At 40.9% G+C, this 19,481-nt stretch carries 14 protein-coding genes, 1 other RNA gene and 2 pseudogenes; 3 read left to right on the top strand and 14 right to left on the bottom strand.

All coding sequences use genetic code 11. The features are described from left to right. Positions 1-127: 127 nt before the first annotated feature. Positions 128-813, top strand: a pseudogene (locus FYJ57_RS13225) (transposase); the annotation flags it as partial. 355 nt (positions 814-1,168) lie between these two features. Here FYJ57_RS13225 and ssrA read toward each other — a convergent pair. The 5 genes and pseudogenes from ssrA to FYJ57_RS13250 form a co-directional block, all read right to left on the bottom strand. After that, positions 1,169-1,518: a transfer-messenger RNA gene (gene ssrA / locus FYJ57_RS13230) on the bottom strand. 362 nt (positions 1,519-1,880) lie between these two features. Continuing rightward, entirely contained in the window at positions 1,881-2,351 is a 471-nt protein-coding gene (gene smpB / locus FYJ57_RS13235; protein WP_022171797.1) for an SsrA-binding protein SmpB, read from the bottom strand. Between the two features lie 3 nt (positions 2,352-2,354). Next, complete coding sequence (gene rnr, locus FYJ57_RS13240) at positions 2,355-4,544, bottom strand: ribonuclease R (protein WP_154433024.1); 2,190 nt, start codon at positions 4,542-4,544, stop codon at positions 2,355-2,357. Between the two features lie 188 nt (positions 4,545-4,732). Continuing rightward, the gene (secG, locus tag FYJ57_RS13245; RefSeq protein WP_022171795.1) at positions 4,733-4,969 is read right to left on the bottom strand and encodes a preprotein translocase subunit SecG; all 237 of its coding nucleotides are present in this window, start codon (positions 4,967-4,969) and stop codon (positions 4,733-4,735) included. Between the two features lie 64 nt (positions 4,970-5,033). Next, positions 5,034-5,351 (bottom strand): annotated as a pseudogene (locus tag FYJ57_RS13250) (TfoX/Sxy family protein); the annotation flags it as partial. A gap of 28 nt (positions 5,352-5,379) precedes the next feature. Here FYJ57_RS13250 and FYJ57_RS16385 point away from each other — a divergent pair. Beyond that, positions 5,380-5,463, top strand: coding sequence for a DUF6783 domain-containing protein (locus FYJ57_RS16385; RefSeq protein ID WP_328597492.1), 84 nt, complete (start codon positions 5,380-5,382; stop codon positions 5,461-5,463). A 318-nt stretch (positions 5,464-5,781) separates the two neighbouring features. On the opposite strand, the gene FYJ57_RS13260 is transcribed toward FYJ57_RS16385, so the two are convergent. The 4 genes from FYJ57_RS13260 to FYJ57_RS13275 all read right to left on the bottom strand — a co-directional run bounded on the left by FYJ57_RS13260 (position 5,782) and on the right by FYJ57_RS13275 (position 12,505). Beyond that, entirely contained in the window at positions 5,782-6,594 is an 813-nt protein-coding gene (locus tag FYJ57_RS13260; RefSeq protein ID WP_154433028.1) for an HAD-IIA family hydrolase, read from the bottom strand. A gap of 155 nt (positions 6,595-6,749) precedes the next feature. After that, positions 6,750-7,550, bottom strand: coding sequence for a helix-turn-helix transcriptional regulator (locus tag FYJ57_RS13265; RefSeq protein WP_154433029.1), 801 nt, complete (start codon positions 7,548-7,550; stop codon positions 6,750-6,752). 351 nt (positions 7,551-7,901) lie between these two features. Next, complete coding sequence (locus FYJ57_RS13270; protein ID WP_154433030.1) at positions 7,902-9,299, bottom strand: MFS transporter; 1,398 nt, start codon at positions 9,297-9,299, stop codon at positions 7,902-7,904. Positions 9,300-9,466: 167 nt separating this feature from the next. Then, on the bottom strand, positions 9,467-12,505 hold the full coding sequence (locus tag FYJ57_RS13275; protein ID WP_154433031.1) for a glycoside hydrolase family 2 TIM barrel-domain containing protein: 3,039 nt from the start codon (positions 12,503-12,505) through the stop codon (positions 9,467-9,469). 198 nt (positions 12,506-12,703) lie between these two features. Between FYJ57_RS13275 and FYJ57_RS13280 the strand changes: the two genes are divergently transcribed. Beyond that, positions 12,704-13,567: an AraC family transcriptional regulator gene (locus FYJ57_RS13280; RefSeq protein WP_154433032.1), complete on the top strand. Its 864-nt coding sequence runs from the start codon at positions 12,704-12,706 to the stop codon at positions 13,565-13,567. A gap of 345 nt (positions 13,568-13,912) precedes the next feature. Here FYJ57_RS13280 and eno read toward each other — a convergent pair whose 3' ends face one another. The 5 genes from eno to FYJ57_RS13305 form a co-directional block, all read right to left on the bottom strand. Then, positions 13,913-15,253, bottom strand: a complete 1,341-nt coding sequence (eno, locus tag FYJ57_RS13285) for a phosphopyruvate hydratase (protein ID WP_154433033.1) — start codon at positions 15,251-15,253, stop codon at positions 13,913-13,915. Between the two features lie 517 nt (positions 15,254-15,770). After that, positions 15,771-17,312 (bottom strand): 2,3-bisphosphoglycerate-independent phosphoglycerate mutase, encoded by a 1,542-nt coding sequence (gene gpmI / locus FYJ57_RS13290; RefSeq protein ID WP_154433034.1) that lies wholly within the window; start codon positions 17,310-17,312, stop codon positions 15,771-15,773. A 311-nt stretch (positions 17,313-17,623) separates the two neighbouring features. Further along, positions 17,624-18,475 carry a bifunctional 5,10-methylenetetrahydrofolate dehydrogenase/5,10-methenyltetrahydrofolate cyclohydrolase gene (locus tag FYJ57_RS13295; RefSeq protein WP_118316021.1) on the bottom strand — a complete coding sequence of 284 codons (852 nt, stop codon included), beginning with the start codon at positions 18,473-18,475 and terminating at the stop codon, positions 17,624-17,626. Positions 18,476-18,489: 14 nt separating this feature from the next. Beyond that, positions 18,490-19,119, bottom strand: coding sequence for a cyclodeaminase/cyclohydrolase family protein (locus FYJ57_RS13300; protein WP_106492509.1), 630 nt, complete (start codon positions 19,117-19,119; stop codon positions 18,490-18,492). A 66-nt stretch (positions 19,120-19,185) separates the two neighbouring features. Then, positions 19,186-19,481: formate--tetrahydrofolate ligase (locus tag FYJ57_RS13305; RefSeq protein ID WP_154431614.1), on the bottom strand; the 296-nt coding region annotated here is incomplete at its 5' end.

The raw sequence follows: 19,481 nt of genomic DNA on the forward strand, positions 1-19,481 counted from the left end.
GATCTGCTCTGCTAACGGTGGGCTTCCTCCGATGATCAAGCGCCAGAGATACTACGAATCTCTGGGACTGGCTGCATAGGCAGTGATATCTTTGAGATAAATGTGTCAACCAATATTGACAATATCAGGATATAAAACCCATATAGCTATGACGGAAGAACGAATTATTACAGCCGCGACCATCACCAGTGGTGAAAAAACAGACGGAAAAGAATTGCCAGCTTTGGTTCGGAAAAGCAGAGCTGCGGGAATGAAAGTTGAAACTGTGATTGGTGACAAAGCCTATTCAAGTAAGGAAAATATTGATGCTGCAAAGGATAATCATTATGAGCTTATCTCCCGGTTAAACAGTATTGTTACCCAAGGGAATCGTACAAAGCCAGATGAATTTGAATTTAATAAAGATGCCGGAATGTATCAATGTAAAGCGGGACATCTGGCGATTCATAAATATCTTGATAAGCGAAAAACAGAAGGAAAGAATCCTCGAATGACATACTTTTTCGATATAGAAAAATGTAAAAGATGTCCTTATAAGGCTGGCTGTTATAAAGAAGGAGCAAAAAAGAAAACCTACACAGAAACATTAGTTTGTGATTCACATAGTGAGCAGGCTCAATTTCAGGAAACTGCACATTCCAAAGAAATGGCGAAAGAACGCTATAAAATAGAGGCAAAAATAGTGAATTAAAACATAGACATGGTTATGACGTTGCGTCATCATCAGGTCTTATTGGCATGGAAATGCAGGGAGCTATGACTATATTTGCAGTAAATCTCAAGAGAATTATTAAACTGATAAGTGAAAAATAAAAAGAATCCGTATGCAAGACAAGAAATCAGCAATAGAAAGAATATAAAATCCATCAGAATAAGTTTAGACTGATGGATTTTATATGTTCATTAAAATTTGAAATTTAAAGAGGTCGTTTCTCATATACTTTTATTCAGAAAATACGTCGAATACTTCAACCTTATATTATTATTTTTTTAATTTGAAGCACTCCAAAACACTCTAAAACCATAGATTTTTCAAATGATTTCCGCTTCGATTTTGACCCCAATTTTGACCCCAATTTTTCCACTCTGAAACGGTTCAAAACGGCATTTTTTCTCTCCACCAGACAGCAAAAAGCCCCGGAAATCAAGGATTTCCAGGGTTTTTTAAATATGGACCTGAGGGGAATCGAACCCCTGTCCGAAAGCCTATCCATTCAGGCATCTCCCATTACAGTCATTCTTTTGACATTCCCTTAACCCGACGCCGGATGACAGGCTTCAGACCTCAGTAGCTTCATAAATTCTTTTTTCTTCTCAAAGCTTTGAAGAAAAAGTGCCCCGCTAAGTTTGATGCCGGGATCTAAGCTGCGGGAGACTCAGAAACCGACAGCTGCCATTAGGCAGCGTACGCTAAATTTTCGTCTGCGTTTAAATTTAATTTCCAGGTTGGTGACGCAGTCCCAGAGCTGCGAATGGCTTCCCAAACTTCAAAACCCCCGTCGAAACCAGTACAAGCCCTCACATATTATATGAGTATATAAGTTGTATGGTTCGCAGACAGTTTTGTTCATTGCAAATCAAAATTGATCCCGTGAACTGATTTTGATTTGTACTTGTTCTATTATATGTGACATACAGAGTATTGTCAAGACCGGATCCATTGATTTTTCCCTGAGCGAACTACTAATGTTACTGTTCACTCCGTTCTCAGTAACCAGCTTATGGAAAACAACGGAAACAAAACCCTCCCGGTATACAGCCCAATGTATCAGTTATTCACTCCAGTTCTCCTGGAAGCGTGTCTGAAAAATCATTTCCGCAATCTACAAGCCCCACTTTGTGGGACTCACAGCTCACGAAAAGACTTTTTCAGACACGCTCTAATACAGATTCCGAACCTTGAAATCTCTCTCTGCTTCCCGTCTCTGGTCTTTCTTGGCAATATCCTGTCTCTTATCATACAGTTTTTTTCCTTTTGCAAGGCCAATCTCCACTTTTACCAGGCTCCGGTTAAAATACACTTTTAACGGTACAAGCGTATAACCTTTTTCTGCAATCTTTCCTTTCATTTTACGGATCTCGCTTTTATGAAGCAGCAGTTTTTTTACACGTAAAGGATCCCGGTTGAAAATATTTCCTTTTTCGTAAGGACTGATATGCATTCCATAGATATACACTTCTTCATTCTCAATTCTCACAAAAGATTCCTTGATACTGCACTTTCCCATGCGCAGCGATTTTACTTCTGTTCCATGGAGTGCAATACCGGCCTCGTATGTCTCTTCGATAAAATAATCATGATACGCCTTTTTATTGTTCGCGATCAGACGGCTTCCCTTTTCCTTTGCCATTCTTTAATCCTCCCAATCCATGTATTTGTTAAAACAGCTGTTTTCTTCTTTTAAGATAAAGTCAACACTCTTCGTGGACAGATCCACCTGTGATACTTTTACCGTTACTTCCTGACCAAGACGATATGTGTGTCCGGTCTTTTCACCTACCAGACAGTAAGCTTCCTCATCAAACTGATAGTAATCGTCCATCAATGTGCTGATATGCACCAGACCTTCCACCGTATTCGGCAGTTCCACATACAGTCCCCAGCCGGTTACACCGGAGATAATACCCTCATAATTCTGTCCCAGTCTGGTTTCCATATATTCCGCTTTTTTCAGTTTCACGGTCTCACGTTCTACCTCTTCGGCTCTGCGTTCCAGCGTACTGGTCTTATCTGCCACATCCCCGAGAATCTGCGCATAATACATTTTTTTCTCCTGATTCATCCGACCACGGATCGTCTCTTTGATGATCCGGTGGATCTGCAGATCAGGATATCTTCGGATCGGTGAAGTGAAATGACAATAATGCTTAGCTGCCAGTCCGAAATGTCCGCTGCACCCCGTCGTATATCTTGCCTGTTTCATGGAACGAAGGAGCAGTCGGCTGATCAAAGGCTCCGTAGGTTCTCCCTCGATCTCATTCAGAATCTCCTGGACTTCCAGCGGTGTGATTTCTTCATGTGACTTGTGTACCGGAATGTCCTGATTGCGGATAAAAGTCAGTACCTTTTCCATCTTGTCGCTGTCCGGATTCTCATGGGTACGATATAAGAATGGAATCTCACGCTCACAGTATTCTTTTGCCACTGTTTCATTGGCAAGAAGCATAAAATCCTCAATGATCTTTGTAGCTACATTCTGCTCATACGCTTTGATCTCCACCGGCCTTCCCATCTCATCCAGGAAGACTTTACTCTCCGGAAAATCAAAATCAATAGAGCCACGGTTACTTCTCTTTTTGCGAAGGATCGCAGACAGCTCTTTCATATGATGAAACAGCGGCACAAAATCCTGATATTCTCTCCGGAGATCCCCATCGCCCTCCAGAATCTTCTTCACTGCCGTATAAGTCATCCGGCGATCGACACAGATCACGGTCTCCGCAATTTTATGGCTGATCACATTTCCCTGTGCATCAATATCCATCAGACAGCTGAGGGCCAGTCGGTCTTCTCCCTGATTCAGGGAACAGATTCCATTAGACAATCGTCTGGGAAGCATCGGAATCACCCGGTCTACCAGATATACGCTGGTTCCCCGTCGAAGTGCCTCACGATCAAGAGCACTTCCTCCCTGTACATAATTGCTTACATCCGCAATATGCACACCGAGATGATAAATATTTCCATCCTTTGTCAGAGAGATTCCATCATCCAGATCTTTCGCATCTTCACCATCAATCGTAACAACAGTCCAGTTCCTCAGATCCATCCGTCCCTGAAAATCTCCTTCAATCACATGATCCGGTACTCGATCCGCCTGATTGGCTACTTTTACCGGAAAATCCATTGGCAGTTCATATGCTCTCGCAATGGAAAGCACATCTATGCCCGGGGCTCCCTGAGCTCCCAGAACTTCCTGTACTCTTCCCTCCGGATTTTTGTTTTTCCCACCGTAAGAAGTAATCTTTGCCACAACTTTGTCGCCATCATTTGCCCCAAGCGTATGTTCCCTCGGAATAAAGATGTCCTGCTGAATCTTCTGATTATCCGGAATCACAAATCCATAGTTTTTACTTTTCTCAAATGTACCAACTACTTCCGTGATTCCATGTCCAAGAATCTGTACAATCGTTCCTTCCCGGCGCTGACCGGTTCGTTCTTCTTTCACTTTCACCTGTACCCGATCCTTATGAAAAGCGCCCATAGTATCTTCCTGGGGAATATACAGATCTTCTTCCTGATCTTCCAGTTCCACAAAACCAAATCCTTTCGGATGAGCAATAAACGTTCCTTCTGACAGTTCCGGTGAACCTGTCTTCACTGTAGCAATCTTCCGGACTTTTTCATACTTTCCTTTTTTACAGATGATTTTTCCTTCCGCCTCCAGTTCATCCAGAACCTGGAAAAGTTCGGATCGTTTTCCTTTGGGAATCTGCAGCAACATTGCAATATCTTTTGCACGCATCGGCTGGTATTCTTTATTGGATACAAAGTCCAGCAACAATTTTTTTCTGTTTTTTAATTTTTTATTATTTATTCTCATATCTTTCTCCCTGGAAAATCAGAAGCATATGTCTCTGTTTTCCATATTCATTCAACATTTGTAACTGTTCACTGTCTTTGCAGTTACAAACGGTCTCCCATTGTAAATGTAATCATTGCTGATCACTTCTCTCTGTGTGCAAAAAACACCCTTGCAAGAAAGTTGCAAGAGTGTTCTTTTCACGTCACTTAAAATTTCATATTCAATACGATTGCCAGTACCATAAACAGAATCGCCATGATCTTTGTGGCCAAAACCAAATGACCTTCCATGGAACGACCTTTATTCTGTCCCCAGTAAGTATCCGCCATACCGGAAATAGCACCCAGACCTTTCTGTTTTCCTTCCTGCATCAGGACAACTACTGTCAAACCTATACAATCGATTACAAAAATAACCGTCAATACAATCCGTAAAATATTCACAATTACACCTCCTATGGTCAACCTCATTTATTTTACCATAGAAATTTGTGAATTTCAACCTTTTTTACTGAAATGTGTACAGATTATTGAAAGATTTCTTTTTATTGTTTGCTTTATGAACCGGCAATTCATCATACATTGCATTGAAAAGTCCAGCCAGGTATTCTCTACTGTCAACATTTTCTACTAATAACATCTCTTTTTCCCCTTCATATGGTAATTCATAAGTCGCAGTTGTCATATAAGAAACTGCAGATTTTGTCGGTTTCACAAGTAACCTGTCATCATATATGCCTCCGACAATCCTGTCTCGATAATATATAATATATTCTCCCATCATTGCACGATAATTAATTTCTTCTAAATCAGATAACTGCTCTAGAGCGTGTCTGAAAAAGGCTTTTCGTGAGCTGCGAGTCTCAGTTTGTGGGAGATTTTATCTGAATGAGGGCGGCGTAGCGGGCTACGGCAACCGAATGAGGGTAAATTCCTAACAATCCATTATCTTTTCTCAGAAGCATTAATACTGCGTCATAAACAGCTATTGCATGAAATTTTTCAAATACCTCAAAATCAACCATCGTACATACCCATTTGTGTTTCAACCCTTCATAAAGATGTTTCCACTTTTCCACCTCATCCGCAGCAATTAACACTTTTTCCATTTGCAGTCCTTCTCTTATGTTTCTTTACTTTTAAATCAGAAAAAGACAGTGAAATCAATCCACCGCCTTTTTCCCGCTTTCATCTAATTGATTATTTTAGTTTGACTTCTCTCACATATAGTCTAATACAATTCTAATAATTCAATATTACTCTGCTTTTGCCTTTGCCATCGCAGCAATATCCCCCACACCGTTCAAAACCATAGTTGGACGATACGCATAAGTTTTAAGTGTATCCTTCGTTGAACATCCTGAGAGAACCAGTACTGTAGACATACCACTTTCCATACCTGAAATCACATCTGTATCCATGCGATCCCCAACCATTACTGCTTCTGCTGAGTGACATCCAAGCATATTTAATCCCGTTCGCATCATTAGTGGATTCGGTTTTCCGCAGAAATATGCCTGTGTACCTGTTGCCATTTCGATTGGTGCAACCAATGCCCGACAAGCTGGTGCAATGCCGTTCTCAATCGGTCCGGAAACATCTGAGTTTGCTCCGATCAGCTTTGCACCTTTCAAAACCAAATTCGTTGCTTTCGTTAATGTATCCAAAGAATAGGATCGTCCTTCTCCCACAACAACATAATCCGGATTCACATCATTCATCGTAATACCTACATCATAAAGTGCATTTAACAGACCGGCTTCTCCTATCACAAATGCCGAACAGCCTGCCGCCTGTTCTTTTAAAAAAGCAGCTGTTGCCAATGCACTGGTATAAAAGTGTTCTTCTGGCACATCAAGTCCCATCCTTGCCAGTTTCTGATTTAATTCCCGTGGTGTATACCCACTATTATTTGTCAAAAATAAGTATTCCTTCTTTTCATCATGTAACCACTGAATGAATTCTGAAACACCTGGCAATATCTGATTACCATGATAAATCACACCATCCATATCGCAGATGAAACCTTTTTTCTCATTAAAATCAATTATGGAATTTCCCGTATTCATATATGCCCTGCCTTTCTTTTTCTTTAGAGTATGCCTCGTTCTTTTATTTCTGAAAAATCTATTTCCCACGATCATTTTAATATCGTATCATACGTACATAAAATCAAATACATAACAGTGTGAAACTAAAGTAAATTTTTCTATCTGCAGAACATTTATGACAACATCTCTTTCACACAAGTACTTCGATAATCACTCGGTGATATTTTATATCTTTCTTTAAATACTCGGTTAAACGTTCTCTGACTTTCAAATCCACTATCCAGACAAATATTTGTAATGGAATCACTCGTATTTTCCAAACGATGGCATGCATAGTTCAGCCTTGCATCGTTAAGATATTGATTAAAGTTTCTATGGAATGTTTTGGAAAAGAGTCTGGATAAAACATATTTGCTCACCCCCAGATCTTTTGCCATCTCTTCCAGAGAAAACTTCTTCTTAAAATTTGCTGATATATAGGAAACTGTCTGGTAAATAAGATCATTGCTCCCCACACTACTCTTTTCTACCAAATTTAATTTTCCTATGCAGCGTGCCAACACAATTTGAAGATATGCCTGTGCAACAGTAATATCCGACTGTTCTGTCTCTAAAATTGCATTTAAACCCCTATATACCTCCGGTTCAACCTTTTCCGCTTTGATGATTGGGTATTCAGGAGCCATGGAATGCATGATATCTGCAAATTTGACTATCGTAAATGGCGATGCAATCAGATAAGTCGCTTTATTTACACCGGGTGTCAGTACCTGATAGTGATGAATAACATCTGGAAATACAAAGCCTATATCTCCTTTTTCCATATGGTATAGCTCCTGTCCGACACCAAGTTCTAATGCTCCATTTGTTACACAAACGATCTCCAGTGCATTATGAAGATGTGGTTCAATATGTTTTGACTTCCTATTTATTGCTATAATCTCCTCTTTTGTGTCAACATATTTTAACTGCATGAAATACTCCCCTTTGCAACATTTGTCTATATCTTCTTTCGATTTGGCAAGCAATTCTTTTACACCTATCTTATAATCAACTTGTAAATAAGGAAAGGAGGAATTGCAAATGAGCAACCTAAAAAAATATCTGAATGACCTTTTAGTATTCTACACTGAATATTTTAAGCATCCTTACCATGTATAAATACTAAAAGGACTATTTTGTGAAAACTGTATATTTTCTTAAGGCCATTTCACAAAAATGAAGTGGTCCTTTTTTATTTTCAAAATACAGTTCTATCACTTTATATATAGAAAAAAGCACTGTCTCATCGAGCAACGACCAGACAACGCTTTCTCCTGTCAATTCTAATTTATGTCTGATGCATCTGTTATTTCATCTGTAGCAATTCCTTTTTCTGCTTTCAGTTTTTTATTTGCATCTTCTACATTCATTCTTGAAAGTACAAACATAATCAATACATCAAAGATTAACGGAAGCCAAAGATACATAAACTGCATCATATCAAGTGCAGACTGCGGCTGAGTTGCATTTGTTCCGACATATCCACTGAACTCAAGCATCCATCCAACAACAGCGGTTCCAATACCTCCACCGATTTTTACGCCAAGAGAAGTACAAGAGTACATCGTTCCGTCAATTCTCTTTCCCTGTGTAAGATAAGTGTATTCAGAGCAGGATGCGATAACTGCATTCATATCTCCCTGCCATGGTCCCTGACCTAAGGCTGCAAGAGCTGTAAACGCCATCATCAGCGGAACACTGCCCATATATCCGGCAATAACAACAAGTGCTCTACCAATGACTGCTAAAACATAACCTCTTAAGTTCAGTTTGTACATACCTTTCCACTTACCAACTAAGGTTGGTGTAAAAATTAAGGCAATGATCAGTGGAATATTAACTGCCCATGCAAATTGTCCAAACAAATTCTTATTTTTTAGTACCCATGTCATGTAATAAATGCCAGCTCCAATCATGGCACTATATAACTGCTGTAAAATATATGTTCCACAAATCATCATGTAATATTTGTTTTTAACAAGAAGCTTGAATGCCTGTACCATTCCGTACTTTTCATTATCATTCTTCACTTCTCCTTCGTTAAGTTCTTCCTCAGGAAGTTCCTTAACAGAAAGTGCTGAAATCGTATTTATGACAAGACCAATGATTGCATAGATAATAGCAACCGTTCTCCATGCCGCAGCATCTCCACCACATTTATCTACAAATCCAACTGTAATCGCCTGAATCAGAAGACTTGTTGAAAACGCAAAAATAAAACGGTAAGATCCCATCTGCACACGCTCTTTGCTGTTCTTTGTAATCAGTGACGTAAGTGCTGAGTAAGCAATATTGTTTGCTGTATAAAACACACCATTTAACAGTGTATAAGAGATAAAGAACCATGCGTATTTAGCCGTTGTTCCAAAGCTGACTGGTACTGCAAAGCAGCAGACCAGCGTAATAGCACAACCAATGTATCCGTATAGCATCCATGGCTTCGCTCTTCCCATTTTACTGTGTGTTTTGTCAATCATTGATCCAAAAAATATATCCGTAAAACCATCAAATAGTTTTGATACGGCAATCAGGGTACCTACAACACCTGCAGCAAGTCCTACTGAATCCGTCAGATAGACCATCATGAAAGATGTCAGGAAGGCATAGACTACATTACCTGCAATATCACCTGATCCATATCCAATTTTGTTATACCATTTCAAATACTTTTTTTCTTCCATCGAATTTCTTTGCTCCTCATCTTCATCGCACTTAGAATCTCAATATGTCTAACCGTATGATGTCTAATTATATTTTTTTCTCTGTTTTTGTCTGATTGCTCTGTATATCCGGACTTTACATTGCAATCAGACTATTCTTCTTTGTTTACGAGTTACATGAAACTTTATTATCCCTTTACATACGGTATCAGCGTAAACTGGAACCGGAATAATACATCATCAAATCGGTACTGATCCAATACAACTGGACCACAACTATTAGAACCAATGCCATTTAATGCATAGTCAACGCAAAATACTACACTATCTGATTCTGTCAGTTCATAATTATGCGTTTTCTTCTCAAGTTCTTCCTGCGTATAATAAGAAGCATTGAATGAGAAGGCATTTTCCGCAGATACCACAATTCCATATCGGCTGTTGTTAAGCTCTACATATTCACAATCATAATGGCTTCCATTTTCCTGTGGGCAAATATAATCCTCATGCAAATCGTCTACATTTGCCTGGTACAAACCGTGGCTCGCAGCCTGATGTTTGTCACAATAGCTTTCCTGTGGTCCCATTCCAAAGTATCGTGCAGCTGAAAGTTTTTTATCCAGGAACATCCTCACACCAAATCTTGGCAGGTCCGGGAATTCATCATCTTTTGTTACTTCAATATCTGCATCAATCTTTCCAGCAGCTTCTATTTTCCATGTGATCGTCACATCAAGAATCTTCTGTACTGTCTCTGCCACAACGGATGCATGGCTTGTAATTTTCACACCATGCTTTCCCTGCACGACCTCTGTCGTGTAAGCTCTTGTATAAGCTTTATCATAATGGGCTTTCTTCCATTCAGACTTGATGTACATATCGTTATCTGTTGGAGCTCTCCAAATATTTAATTCCATCGGATGGTTCAAGTATTCCCGCCCTGCGAATTTCATCTCTGTAAAGAGTGCAGTATGTTTGTCTATGGTATAAGCAAATTCACGCCCCTTGATATGGATCTGTGTATCATTTTCATTTACCTGTAACTCAGAGTCCACTGCTGTTTTTTGTAGCCATTTCTCAGCAAGTTTACATTTTGCACCGTCTTTGCTTACCTCAATTTCATCGAATCCAAGAATATGATCTTCATCCAACAGTGGCAATTCCTTTTTCAGATGGTAAATAAATTTTAAATAACATTTTCCACTCTCTGGCACATTGATTTTAAGGTTTATTTTTCCTTCACTGTGTGGTGCTGCTGAAACTTCTGGAAGTTTACCTTTGCTGATTACAAGCCCGTCCTGCGTCAGTTCATAACTGATCTTCACATAATCTTTCAAGTCATCAAAATCCATGTAGTTATGAAGCACCAGTTCTCCGCTTTCTTTGTCATAGGAAATAACCCTTGCCGGGCGATAAACATTCTTGTATTCCAAAAGTCCTGTATGTACCGTTCTGTCCGGATATACTAATCCATCCATACAGAAGTTGCCATCATGAATTTCTTCGCCATGGTCGCCCCCATAAGCATATATAGTCTTTCCATTCTCAGCAGTTCCATGAGCAATCGCATGGTCACACCATTCCCAGACAAAGCCGCCGCACATTTTATCATTATCCTGAATCATCTGGAAGTAATCCTCAAAATCTCCAGGTCCGTTTCCCATACTGTGACAGTACTCTACCAAAAGGAAGGGTTTGCTTCCATCTTTATCCAGATATTCCTGAATTTCGGAAAGCGCCGGATACATCCGGCTGTACACATCCAGATTGCTGTAATCATATGTTTCATCATAATTACGGTATCTTGCACTCTCATATTGTGTGATGCGGTCTGGATCAAAATTCTTTGTCCATTCCAGTGCTTTTTCAAAGTTGCAGCCATAAGCACTCTCATTTCCCATTGACCACATAACAATACAGAAACGGTTTTTGTCACGTTCCACCATGAGTTTTACGCGATCAACGATTGCCTCTTCCCATGCCGGATCATCTGCAATCATCTCATTCCATCGTTTGAACCGATTGTAATCGGTGTCTTCTTTTCTGTAGATCATAAATGGACCATGAGCTTCAATATCTGCTTCATCTATCACCATGAATCCATACTTGTCACACATTTCATAGAAAAATGGTGCGTTCGGATAGTGGCTGGAACGGATCGCATTAAAATTATGCTGCTTCATTAACGTAAGATCGGTTGTGAGCTGTTCCAGACTGATTGTAAATCCAGTAACCGGATCGGAATCATGTCGATTGACACCACGGAATTTAATCTTCTGTCCATTTAGGTAAATGACCTGGTCTTTAATCTCTATCTTTCTTAATGCAATGTGATCTACAATTACTTCATTCTCTGTTTCAAGAATCAGTTTATATAGATATGGATTTTCTGTATTCCAAAGTTCCGGACTTGCAATTTCTAATATAGCTGTTCCTTCTTCAGCAATACTTCCTAGTGCTACAACTGCTCCGTTTCTATCTTCAATCGAAATTTTTACATTTAAGGGAGAGTAGAATTTCATTTCAATTTCTACTTTCGCAAGCATATCCTCAATTCTTGTTTTAATATGATAATCACTGATTGCCTGTTTTGGGCGTTTCAAAATGTACACATCCCGGAAAATACCACTCATACGGAATTTGTCCTGATCTTCCAAATAGGAACCATCACACCACTTCATGACCAGAACCGCTATGCTGTTCTCTCCGTCCCGAAGGAGGTCGGTGATATCAAACTCACTGGTCATATGAGAAACCTGGCTATACCCTACATAAGAGCCATTGATCCATACATAAAAGCAACTGTCTACTCCTTCAAAATTCAAGAAAGCTTTTGGTGCATTTTCATCTTTGTGATAAACAAAGGTATGTGCATATGTTCCACATGGAATATCCTGTGGTACATACGGTGGATCAAATGGGAACGGATACCTGATGTTTGTATACTGATGTGTGTCATATCCTGCCATCTGCCATACACTCGGAACCTGAATCTCATCAAAATTTTCTGTATCATAATCTTTCTCAAAGAAGGGTTCCTGAACATCATAGATACTGTTAAAATACTGGAACTTCCAAGTTCCGTTCAATAACTGCATTCGGTCTGACTCTTCCCTGTGCTCCACCAGGTTATCCATTCTTTTGGATGCCGGAATAAAATAGGCTCTGGCTGGCATTGTATTTTCATGCAGTACGCTTAAATCCTCATAATAACGTGGTACAATCATAAATAACTCCTTTAATACATATACATTTTTTTGCACTTTGTTTTTCCACAGCAAACCTTGTCTTTTACTTTTATGTTTACGCTTCTCTGTTTTGCTATATATATCTTATCCTAATCTGCAAAACATGTCTATGAATTGGATTGGACAAAATATGCACTAAATGATACAATAACAAAAAAGAAAAAGAGGTGCTACCATATGTATATGAATACCGGTTATTTAAACCACTCCCATATGGATTTCAAAGACAAAAGTCGCCCACTGGTTGTAGGAAGTTGCGGTACTTACCGCCTTTCCAGCCATCCAAAGTTACCAACCTACCGTCCAAGGGGACGCCTGGATTATCAGATTATCTATATCACTGCTGGTTGTGGGCATTTTCATTTTGACAATGTGGATAACGAAACAATTGTCCCCGCCGGTAATATTGTACTGTACAGACCGAAGGAACTTCAGAAATATGAATATTATGGAAAAGATAAGACAGAAGTATACTGGATTCATTTTACAGGCAACAATGTAAAAAATATCCTACGGCAATATGGATTCCCGGATAAAGAGCGTGTATTTCAGGTCGGAACCTCTATGGAATACGAACAGATTTTCAAGCGTATTATCATCGAGCTTCAGCGTTGCCAAGATAACTATGAGGAAATGCTTGTCCTTCTGCTCCGTCATCTTCTTATCATCTTTCATCGGGAACTGACCAGGGAACATATCTCGAAAAATGAATACCTGGATCACGAGATGGATAACGCAGTTACCTTTTTCAGTGAAAACTATAACCAGAATATTAGCATAGATGATTATGCTGCCTCACGTGGAATGAGTGTCAGCTGGTTTATCCGAAACTTCAAAAAATACACAGGTTCTACACCAATGCAGTTTATTGTGGAAATCCGAATTAACAATGCCCAGATGTTACTTGAAACAACAACCTATTCCATCAATGAAATTTCTAAAATCGTCGGGTATGATAATCAGCTTTATTTCAGCCGGCTTTTCCACAAGCTGAAAGGATATTCCCCAAGAGAGTACCGAAAGATAAGAAACAGGTTCTAAAATCCACAATATCATAAATCCAGTTTCCCCTCCAAAAGAGGATACCACGGAATCATCAAATCAACGATTCCATGGCATCCTCTTCTCTCTTTTTGCTATTCTTATTTTACAAACTCAACCGAATAATAATACATATACTCATTATCTGTATCTATGTGTTCTCCTGTAATGTCCTATATCGGCAACGAACTCACTCCTTGTTCGCCATAGATTAGTGCTGGCAATCCTTGCTCTGTTTCATCTTTCGTAACATGTTCCCAATTTCATCTTAACATCAAAATCAGCTTTTCACAATCTACTATTTTATCCTCAATGTCATTTAAGTGTGGTTTCGTTATTTTCCATTTATCCGATCTCCTTACCTGTCGGACGAGCAAAAGGATTCTCATACACAGCTGTTTTGCCAAGATAATCCTCAATACGCAACAGCTGATTATATTTTGCATTCCGGTCTGACCTGCACGGCGCACCGGTCTTGATCTGTCCACTGCCACAGGCTACCGCCAGATCTGCGATAAAAGAATCTTCTGTCTCACCGGAACGATGAGAAATAATCGTGCGATATCCGAAACGGTATGCCATCTCTACTGCCTCGAGAGCTTCCGTCAGGGTTCCGATCTGATTTACTTTTACAAGAATCGCATTGGCAGCATCCAGACGTATTCCACAGTTCAGCCGCTTTTTATTCGTCACAAAAAGGTCATCACCCACCAGCTGTACCCTGCTGCCAAGTCTCCGTGTCATCTCCGTCCAGTCTTCCCAGTCCTCTTCTTCCAGACCATCTTCAATCGAAGCAATCGGAAATCTTTCCAGCAGTTTTTCATAATATGCAATCATCTCGGTGGATGTCCGCACAATCTCATATCCCTGCATCCGGCTCTCCCCGGGAAAATAGTACCCTCCCCGCTCTTTATCATACAGTTCACTTGCCGCCGCATCAATAGCAAATACCACATCACTTCCCGGTGTGTATCCTGCATCTTCAATTGCTTCTGTCATAAATTCCAGCACCTGTTCCGTGCTTTCCAGATCCGGGGCAAAACCGCCCTCGTCACCGACCGCGGTAGACAACCCTTTGTGTTTTAAAAGAATCTTCAATCGCAGATAGATTTCCGCTCCCATGCGTACTGCTTCCCGAAAGCTTTTCGCTCCCACCGGCATGATCATGAATTCCTGAAGATCTATCGTATTATCCGCATGGCACCCCCCATTCAGAATATTCATCATCGGAACCGGCATTCGCACTGCATGCACGCCCCCGAGATATTGATACAGTGGCAGACGCAGCGCTTTCGCCGCAGCACGGGCTACCGCAAGAGACACGCCAAGTGTCGCATTTGCTCCCAGACTGCCTTTATTGTCGGTTCCGTCTTCCTGAATCAGCAGCTGGTCTATATAAGACTGATTCAATGCATTTTCCCCTACGATCAGTTCGGCCAGACGAACATTGACGTTTTGTACTGCCTGCTCCACGCCAAGTCCTCCAAAACGTTCTTCTCCGTCCCGCAATTCCACAGCCTCGTATTTTCCGGTAGATGCTCCTGATGGCACCATAGCTCTTCCTGTATATCCATCCACTCCCATGATTCCTTCTCCTACCGTCACTTCCACTTCCACCGTAGGATTGGATCTGGAATCGAGCACTTCTCTTGCGTAGATTCTACGAATCGGTAGATATCGATACATCACATATTCCTCCTGTTTCTGTTATCTGCTGTTCTTTTTCAGTATGTCCGAAGCGAGAGAAAAATATGTGTGTTTCATTTCTTATTTATGTAAAAAATATATTCTATTGTCATTTCATAACACTTATGTGATACTTTTCCGTATTAATTATTGGAAATTTATTTCTGGCAGGGGTGGTTCTGTGAATACCTTACATAAGTTGAAAAGAAATATCGCATTAGTGATCATATTTTTCATGTTTGGAATGTGTTTTGCTCCATATCAGACACATTCTTTTTTGTATACTTCCATTTCAGCCAATTCTGCCACTTTCTATTCCGGATCGGATAAGTAAACGAAAAAAATGCAGGAGATAAAGTACATTGTGTCTTTATTTCCTGCATTTGTATTTACGCGAGCAACGAGCCAAAGTCCGTGCTTGCACGAGACCTTGGCGACTGCCGCGATAACTATAAGAAACTCGCAGAGCGTGTTTCTCATAGTTATTCATGTTTGAAAAATCAAACTTCCTCGAATCTTACTTTTTGATCAGCAGAGATTTTCCTGTCATTTCAGCAGGCTGTTCCATACCCATCAGTTCGATCAGGGTTGGGATGATGTCTGCCAGGCAGCCGTTCTCACGCAGTGTGTAAGAAGGATCTGCATTGACCAGGATGAACGGAACCGGGTTGGTGGTATGAGCAGTAAATGGTTCTCCTGTCTCATAATCTACCAGCTGCTCACAGTTTCCGTGGTCAGCACAGATAAACATCTGTCCGTCAACTTCTTTCAGAGCATCAACTGCACGTCCTACGCACTCGTCGACAACCTCTACCGCCTTGATTGCAGCAGCTTCCACACCGGTATGTCCAACCATATCCGGATTTGCGAAGTTGATGATGATCACATCATATTTGTCAGATTTGATCGCATCTACCAGTTTGTCACATACTTCGTATGCACTCATCTCCGGTTTCAGATCGTAAGTTGCTACCTTTGGAGATTTAACCAGGATTCTGTCTTCCCCTTTGTTTGGCTCTTCCACACCACCATTGAAGAAAAATGTAACGTGTGCATATTTTTCTGTCTCAGCGATACGTGCCTGTGTCATGTTATGAGCTGCCAGGTATTCGCCAAATGTGTTTTTGATCTCCTGTTTTACAAAGGCTACCAGTTTGTTTCCGATAGTTTCATCGTAATCAGTGAAGCATACAAAAGTTACATCCAGTTTTTTCTCACGTGAGAAACCTTTGAAATCATCATCGCAGAATGCTCTTGTGATCTCACGGGCACGGTCCGGACGGAAGTTGAAGAATACAACGGAATCTTTATCCTGAACGGTTGCAACCGGTTTACCCTCTTTTTCGATAACGGTTGGCAGAACAAACTCATCTGTCTTTTCTGCATCGTAGGAAGCCTGTATAGCTTCTGCAGCATCTGTTCCTTTTACGCCTTCACCCTTTGTCATTGCTTTGAATGCCAGTTCTACACGATCCCAACGGTTATCTCGATCCATTGCATAGTAACGTCCTGAAACGGTTGCGATCTCGCCAACGCCTATTTCTTTCATCTTAGCCTGCAGTTCTTCGATATATCCTTTACCGGATGCCGGCGGAGTGTCACGACCATCCAGGAAGCAGTGTACATATACTTTTTCCAGACCTTCTCTTTTTGCCAGTTCCAGCAGACCAAAAAGATGAGTGATGTGGCTGTGTACACCACCGTCTGATAACAGTCCCATAAAATGCAGCGCAGAGTTGTTCTCTTTTGCATTCTTTACAGCTGCCAGCAGTGCTTCATTTTTAAAGAAATCACCATCCTGGATCTCTTTGGTGATTCTTGTCAGTTCCTGATATACGATACGACCAGCGCCCATGTTCAGATGTCCAACTTCTGAGTTACCCATCTGTCCTTCCGGAAGACCTACTGCCATGCCGCTTGCGTTACCCTTTACAAACGGACACTGAGACATCAGCTGATCCATAACCGGTGTCTTTCCTTCACAAACTGCGTTTGCTTCGCATTTGTCATTTAATCCATAACCATCTAAAATCATTAAAACGGTAGGTTTTTTACTCATGTTTTCCTCCTCTTGTTGTACAGACTACTTTTGTACGACTGTTTAATCACATTACATGTGATTTTTCCGGTAACGCTCCCTGTACCATTTGCTACAGTTCTCATAATATCTAAAAGCAGATTTCTATCTGATCAGACAATAATTGCACACCTGAAATCACACTACAGATATTTTAACAGAAATATAGATTTTTTCAAGGGTTAACAAAGAGAAAATCCCACAGATAAGAAACTGTTCTCCCGGCTCTTATCTGTGGGATTCCCACTGTTTTAACTAATGAAAATTCCAAATTCAGAAATATAATTCTGCACTTACATATATTTTCTCATAGCTGCTTCTACTACATGTCCTACCAGAACAGATGTAGTTACGCTTCCTACACCGCCCGGTACCGGAGTGATAGCATCTACGATTGGCTCTACTGCTGCATAATCAACATCTCCACAGAGTTTTCCTTCTGCATTTACATTGATACCTACATCGATGATTGTCTGGCCTGGTTTTACATATTCAGCGCCTACAACACCTGCACGGCCAGCCGCAACGATAATGATGTCTGCTTCTCTTGCAACAGATGGCATATCAACAGTTCTTGTATGACATACAGTAACTGTTGCATTTTTCTTGATCAGCATCATGGCTGCCGGTTTTCCTACTACCAGGCTTCGTCCGATGACAACTGCTTTTTTACCTGTACAGTCAATTCCATAGTGATCAAGGATCTCCATACATGCCTGTGGTGTACACGGAGGGAAACCAACCTGTTTTCCTGTAAATACACCGGACATAGATCCGTCTGTCATACAGTCCACATCTTTTGCAGGATCCAGAGCGTTTTCAATTACAGACTGATCCAGATGTTTTGGCAGCGGACGGAATAACAGTACACCGTGAATGTTGTCATCTTTGTTTACTTTATCGATAGTAGCCAGAAGTTCTTCCTGAGATACATCTTCCGGAAGCAGGAATTTTACACACTCTACACCCAGTGTCTCGCAACGTTTGGTTGCTCCTCTTTCGTAAGAAATATCGCTTCCGTTTTCACCTACTCGGATAATACCCAGTGTCGGGTTGATGCCTTTTTCTTTTAAAGCTGCAACGTTTGCTTTGATTTTTTCATTCAGAGCTGCAGTTACTTCTTTTCCTAATAACTGTTTTGCCATTTTTATGTTCCTCCTTATTTCAGTCTGCCTAATACGCTGTTGAATACTTCATCTGCAATCTTGGTATATTTTTCCAGCATTGCGTCACATTTTGCATTCAGTTCCTCTGCGTATTCTCTGTTTTTCATGGATTTGGTATTGATGTATACGTTCAGGCTGGCACCCTGTAAAGCTGCCTTGCAGAATGCTGCACCTACACCGGCATCACTGATCGCCAGTGTGGAGCCTTTCGCTGCAAATTCTACGATGATCTCGATTGCTTCACAACATTTTTCCATGATTTCCATCGGTACAGAGCAGGCGTCTTTCAGGACGATTTCCATAACTCTGGCTTTTTCCGCTTTTTCCTCTTCGGTTTCTCTCGGCATTCCATATGCTTTGGAGAGTGGTTCAAAAACTTCTGCATCACGTTCGATCAGATGCAGCAGATCTTTCTGAAGTTCATCTGCTTTTTTCTTCAATTCCCACATCTCATCTTCTACATCGGCATATTTTTTCTTACCTACTGTAAGGCTTCCTACCATGTTACCCAGAGCAGTTCCGATTGCTCCAACCAGAGCAGATGCACCGCCGCCACCCGGAACCGGTGCTTTGGAAGCTAATACTTCTACAAATTCATTGCATGGTACAGTTGAAAATCCCATTGCTTCTTTCCTCCGCTTATTTCTGATACAGCTGCCCGGTTTCCGGGCAGCCATATGGATTATTTATTAGAACAGACCTGTGATTTTTCCTGTCTCGTCTACATCGATCTTCTCAGCAGCCGGTACTTTTGGCAGACCAGGCATGGTCATGATCTCACCGGTCAGGGCTACGATGAAGCCTGCACCTGCGGAAATCTTCAGATTTCTTACAGTAACTTCAAAGTCTGTCGGTGCGCCCAGTTTGGTCTGGTCATCTGTCAGGCTGTACTGTGTCTTGGCTACGCAGATCGGGCAGTTGCCGAATCCAAGGTCTTCCAGCTGTTTTGCCTGTTTCTGGGCATTTGCTGTCAGTACTACACGTT

This window comes from Oliverpabstia intestinalis, assembly GCF_009696065.1.
In the GTDB taxonomy this organism is placed as follows: Bacteria; Bacillota; Clostridia; order Lachnospirales; family Lachnospiraceae; genus Oliverpabstia; species Oliverpabstia intestinalis.